The 4,893-nt window shown below is 43.0% G+C and carries 7 protein-coding genes and 1 pseudogene; 2 read left to right on the top strand and 6 right to left on the bottom strand.

The window, feature by feature from the left end; translation table 11 throughout:
- Positions 1-27: 27 nt before the first annotated feature.
- Positions 28-651 (bottom strand): NUDIX hydrolase N-terminal domain-containing protein, encoded by a 624-nt coding sequence (locus QZL69_RS03875; RefSeq protein ID WP_022213911.1) that lies wholly within the window; start codon positions 649-651, stop codon positions 28-30.
- Positions 652-667: 16 nt separating this feature from the next.
- Positions 668-1,129, bottom strand: coding sequence for an NUDIX hydrolase (locus QZL69_RS03870; RefSeq protein WP_022213910.1), 462 nt, complete (start codon positions 1,127-1,129; stop codon positions 668-670).
- 173 nt (positions 1,130-1,302) lie between these two features.
- Here QZL69_RS03870 and QZL69_RS03865 point away from each other — a divergent pair, with 173 nt between their 5' ends.
- A complete protein-coding gene (locus QZL69_RS03865; RefSeq protein WP_022213909.1) occupies positions 1,303-1,938 on the top strand; it encodes a class I SAM-dependent methyltransferase in 636 nt (211 codons plus the stop codon).
- Between the two features lie 15 nt (positions 1,939-1,953).
- Here QZL69_RS03865 and QZL69_RS03860 read toward each other — a convergent pair whose 3' ends face one another.
- From QZL69_RS03860 to QZL69_RS03845, 4 genes are all read right to left on the bottom strand, one after another.
- Positions 1,954-2,742, bottom strand: coding sequence for a class I SAM-dependent methyltransferase (locus QZL69_RS03860; protein ID WP_022213908.1), 789 nt, complete (start codon positions 2,740-2,742; stop codon positions 1,954-1,956).
- A 93-nt stretch (positions 2,743-2,835) separates the two neighbouring features.
- Positions 2,836-3,483 carry a TetR/AcrR family transcriptional regulator gene (locus QZL69_RS03855; RefSeq protein ID WP_022213907.1) on the bottom strand — a complete coding sequence of 216 codons (648 nt, stop codon included), beginning with the start codon at positions 3,481-3,483 and terminating at the stop codon, positions 2,836-2,838.
- A gap of 10 nt (positions 3,484-3,493) precedes the next feature.
- Positions 3,494-4,090, bottom strand: coding sequence for a thymidine kinase (locus tag QZL69_RS03850; RefSeq protein ID WP_022213906.1), 597 nt, complete (start codon positions 4,088-4,090; stop codon positions 3,494-3,496).
- Between the two features lie 69 nt (positions 4,091-4,159).
- Entirely contained in the window at positions 4,160-4,483 is a 324-nt protein-coding gene (locus tag QZL69_RS03845) for a hypothetical protein (RefSeq protein ID WP_118254555.1), read from the bottom strand.
- Between the two features lie 180 nt (positions 4,484-4,663).
- Between QZL69_RS03845 and QZL69_RS03840 the strand changes: the two are divergent.
- Positions 4,664-4,893 (top strand): annotated as a pseudogene (locus QZL69_RS03840) (hypothetical protein); the annotation flags it as partial.

Genomic DNA, 4,893 nt, shown 5'->3' with positions numbered 1-4,893 from the left:
AGTAACGAGAATGCGACACGCAGTTATTCAATCAAAAAATGTCTTCCATTTATCACCTGCGCGGTACGCATCAAAACACATTCTGATCTGTTCTTCATTGTTCTTTTCGCCTGCAAGTTCAGGAAGTTCGTCCTCTGCAAAATAGTCAAAACCTGTAGTCTCAATATTCTCTTCAAAACCTCCGCCAGTCGCCGCGCAGAGCATGAATATCTTGCAGACTCTGTATGCATAGACCGGAAGATTATGCTTTTCCCTGTCCTGAATGGCGATCACGCTTTTGACAGAAACATCAAGACCTGCTTCTTCTTTCACTTCTTTTATTGTATTTTCTGTCACGGATACATTTACATCACACCATCCACCCGGCAGTGACCAGGTTCCGTTGTTTTCGTGAACGAGCAGGATTTTTCCCTCTTCAAATATCGCTGCGCGGGTATCGATTTTTGGTGTCTGGTAGCCGGTTTCATTACAGAAAAGATCTTTTACTTTTTCCACTGGCACACCTGAAAGCTCAGCCATCATTTCAGCAGAAATATCCCGGATGCGTTCATAACGTTCTTTGTCATAAACATCTTTTCCATAGGTAAGTCCTGCCTGTGCAAGACCCTGCAGTTCCACGATCAGATCGATCCATTGTTTATTTTTATCCATCTTGTAAGTTCCCTTCTCAATACAAATTGATCTTCGTTTCGACAAGTCTGTCGCCTTCATACTGCAGTTTCACAGAGAAAAAACGTTCTTCGCCCGAAAGAAGCAGATCAAGAAACACTTTATCCCCCTCCCATGCAGGAAGTTCCGATACCCTGGCTTTGTCGATCCAGCAAAGCTCACCCTCATTGCATTCAATCAGTTCACCTGTATATCCGTCCGCTGTAAACACGCACATAAGCTCGGATTCACATTCGCTGTTTATAAACGTTACCAGCCCGCGAAATTTATACGAGGTGAGTGTAAGTCCTGTTTCTTCCTTCACTTCACGCACGAGACATTCCTCAGGAGTTTCCTGGCTTTCCACATGCCCGCCGACGCCGATCCATTTGCCTTCGTTCATGTCGTTTTTCTTTTTTACTCTGTGAAGCATCAGATATTTATTATCATTTTCTATGTAACACAACGTAGTTGTCGTCATTTCAGTTTTCCTTTCTTTCATACATTCCTATCTCTAATAACTATAGCATACTCCCAAACCAAAATACACAGACACGCCCCGTTTAATTGACTTTTCTGTGCATTTATGGTAATGTCTGGTTAGTATAGCCTAACCGTTTATCAAAAAAATTTCAAGTTTAGGAGGCCTTTTTTATGACACCTGAAAAATATAAACAGCTTTCTATCAAAGAATTCACACAGGCAGCCAAGATTTACGACAGTGGACATGCCGGTATTTATGAAATGTGTAAGGATGATTACCCGCCGATCCTGGCAGAACTGGAAAAGGAGCCTTTCCACGATGTGCTCGACTGTGGCTGTGGAACCGGACCGATGCTTGAATTGATCCATCAAAAATACCCTGATAAACATTATATCGGTCTCGACCTCACTCCTGAAATGATCAAGGTCGCTCAGGCAAAGAAGCTTTCCAACACGGAATTTATCGTAGGCGACAGCGAAAATCTTCCTTTTGCTGAGGATTCTTTTGATGCGGTGATCTGTTCCAACAGCTTCCATCACTATCCGAATCCTCAGGCATTTTTTAACAGTACTTACCGTGTTCTGCGAAAAGGCGGCCGACTCGTTTTACGTGACTATACCTCTTCAGATTTTATCGTCTGGCTGATGAACCATCTGGAAATGCCTCTGGCAAATCTGGCTGGTCATGGCGATGTGAAGATACATAAAGTCACAGAATTCATCGCCATGGCAGAAAAAACCGGCTTCACTGTACTGACTATGGAGAAACAGAAAGGGTTCCGCGCACACCTTGTTGCACGTAAATAACAGTGAACCCATCAATTATTTTTTTCCATAAATAATCCCCATTCCACTGATCATCCATGGTGTTGTTACAAACCCCGGGATAAAGTCGAGTTTCTTTTCCAGATTTCCTATGTAATGTACTTCTGAGATGCCTTCCGCCTTCAGTTCACGGACGAACTGCTCCATATCTCCGTACAGTGCTTTCTGGGAAAACATATCCTGGAAAGAAAATACGCCGCCTTTTTTTACTATCCGGAGTGCTTCTCTTACAACATCCCGTTTGTCTTTTGCTGTGCGTACTTCATGGAATACAAAGTTACTTACTGCCGCATCAAACGATTCGTCTGGAAAATCCAGCTTCGCAGCATCCCCTTTCTGAAAGGATGTGCGGTCCGCAACGCCTTCTATCTGTGCATTTTTTTCACACTGTTCTTTGGCGTAATTCCATTCTGCGCCCCAATAGTCCATTGCGGTGATCTGTGCTTTTGGAAAAGCTTTGGCACAGCGAACCGTAAGTGCGGCTGCCCCGCATCCAATGTCGAGCAGTCTGCCTTCCCCGTTCCAGTCAAGATGCTCGACCAAGTGCTCATGCACACCCGCCATCATATTTCCCTTTCCAAATGCAAATGTCTCATGGCAGATCAGCATGTAGACAGCCATGACAAGTGCCACTACGCAAAGCACGCCTGATACTGCCGTGACCACAGGTTTATCCAGTACTGTCTGTGCGAGCACCGCGATCACGCCCAAAAGAACTGCTGCTCCAAACAACATATAGAGTGCTTTCTCCGGTACCCAGTTTCCGTAGTTTGCTTTTTCGTTCATGATTTTTTCCTCCTCACATTTCAAATCAAATCTGTGTGAGCACATAACAAATCCGAAAAAAATTATGTTTTGCAATAGAAAAAGCCTACCGCATTATTTGCGATAGACTTCTTTTTGTCCGTTCAGATATTTAATTAACGCCATTGTCCCTGCATCCGCGTGGATGCCGATCTCTCTTGCAAGCCTTATTCTTTCTTCCACGGTATAATCTCCTTTGATCAGTTCCATGTATCCCTGAAGCCTCATGGAAACCAGAATCCTGATAAGTTCCGCATCGGGGCTGACACCCATAAATTTGGAAAAATAGCTGGTAAATGCTGATTGCATCTGCATGTCAATCTGGCTCTTAAATCCTTCGTACCGGCTGCCCGCGGATTTCTCCATCAGAATGATTGCCTCTGTCCGATGTGCTGACAGATATTCCATCATCTGCCGTTCATTGTCATCTGCAGTACCAGGATCGTCCTCTTCTCTCTTTGCAAATACACTGCACATCCTCTGATAATCTGTGATCACAGGATCCAGGATCGCCGCCAACAGTGCTTCTTTGTTTTCAAAAGAAAAATAAAATGCACCGGTCGTAACCCTCGCCGCCTTACAGATATCCCGAAGATTTGCCTTGGCATAACCTTTCTCAAGAAACTCTGCTCTGCCGGATCTGATTAATTTTTGTTCGGTTTGTTTTCTTCGCTCATCATTCATAACACTTGTTATGTTAGCACGCACTAACCGTTTTGTCAACGTTACTATTCTACTTCCACAATTTTCCTTCTTTGTAGTGCTTTCTGCAAAGTGCCACATAACTTTCATTTGAACCAAGCATGATCTGTGCGCCTTCGCGGACGATTTTGCCATTAGCATATCTGGTGTTGCACTGTGCTCTTCTTCCACACCAGCATACGGTAGGGACTTCTTCTATCACGTCTGCAATCTCCATAAGCCGCCTGGAGCCCGGAAAGAGATGGTTCAAAAAGTCGGTGCGAAGCCCATAGCAGAGAACCGAAATATCATAAAAATCCACGATATCCGATAATCTGTCTACTTCTTCGGGCGAAAGAAACTGTGCTTCGTCCACCAGAACTGCTGCTACCCTTTTTTCATGGTAGATATATTCTGAAGTTTCAGCATTCCAGCATTTCGAGATCTCCCGCAAAAAATCATCCACATATTCAGCCGGTGCAGACAGCCCTATCCGGGACTTGATCTCATGTTCCCCATCCCGGTTATCAGTCCTTGGTTTTAATAATACCGCATACTGACCACGTTCTTCATAATTATAACGGACCATCAGAATATTGGCAGACTTCGAACTGCCCATTGCTCCGTATCTGAAATATAATTTTGCCATTTTTTAACCTTTCCCCGATTTTCCATACTGAAAAATCCTGCTCTGTATTTTTATTATCGCCCGATCTGGTCAGACCTTATATCTTGCATATATTCGATTATATACAACTACCAGCACCGGAATCCCAATTACACAGCCTACTATGATCAGGTCCAATGCTGCTATAGAATTCCAAATCCCGGCAAATGTCGCCATCCAATAAATAATGGAGTATACGATCCACATAATTCCATTGGCATGATTGTAAGCAGTAATATCTGAAATCTCTGTCTCTTTAACAGTCTTTCCAGACCAGAACCACATAGGTTTTTTCCTGTTCCATGCGTAAATTCCAATTCCTGTGAGTAATGCACTGCATGGGATCATTATGATGTACCAGATCAAATTTTCCATAGAATTTCACCTTTCTCTCGGATTTTTTATCATTCCTCATGCCCTTTCACGAACAGTATAACACAAATAAATGTAGCCTGGTGAACAGATTTTCTATAAAAAGCTAACCATATTTAACTTTATAGACCGAATAGTCTATTCTGTAAATAAATTGTAAAGTACATGCACCTGGAGGCTGATATGATAAACGCTGTTAGTAATTACGAAAAGACGAAACTTTCTATGGCGAATGTTTTCCTGCAATATGACCAGGACACAATGATAGCCAAATTTTCATTAAAACACGATCCGTCCTGGTTGTATCTTTCTTTTGTTAAGCGCATCTATCGTATCAACAGGAAATCAGGAAATGTTCAATGGTCAGAGGATGATTGTGACATGCTCCCACCACTTAAATCTTACAGATTTTG

The organism is Blautia sp. CAG:237 (assembly GCF_000436615.1).
In the GTDB taxonomy this organism is placed as follows: domain Bacteria; phylum Bacillota; class Clostridia; order Lachnospirales; family Lachnospiraceae; genus Blautia_A; species Blautia_A intestinihominis.
This window is presented reverse-complemented; position numbering and strand designations above follow the sequence as displayed.

Coding starts and splice junctions, on each gene's coding strand:
- QZL69_RS03875 (WP_022213911.1), bottom strand. CDS start 651: ATGGATAAAAATAAACAATGGATCGATCTGATCGTGGAACTGCAGGGT.
- QZL69_RS03870 (WP_022213910.1), bottom strand. CDS start 1,129: ATGACGACAACTACGTTGTGTTACATAGAAAATGATAATAAATATCTG.
- QZL69_RS03865 (WP_022213909.1), top strand. CDS start 1,303: ATGACACCTGAAAAATATAAACAGCTTTCTATCAAAGAATTCACACAG.
- QZL69_RS03860 (WP_022213908.1), bottom strand. CDS start 2,742: ATGAACGAAAAAGCAAACTACGGAAACTGGGTACCGGAGAAAGCACTC.
- QZL69_RS03850 (WP_022213906.1), bottom strand. CDS start 4,090: ATGGCAAAATTATATTTCAGATACGGAGCAATGGGCAGTTCGAAGTCT.
- QZL69_RS03845 (WP_118254555.1), bottom strand. CDS start 4,483: ATGGAAAATTTGATCTGGTACATCATAATGATCCCATGCAGTGCATTA.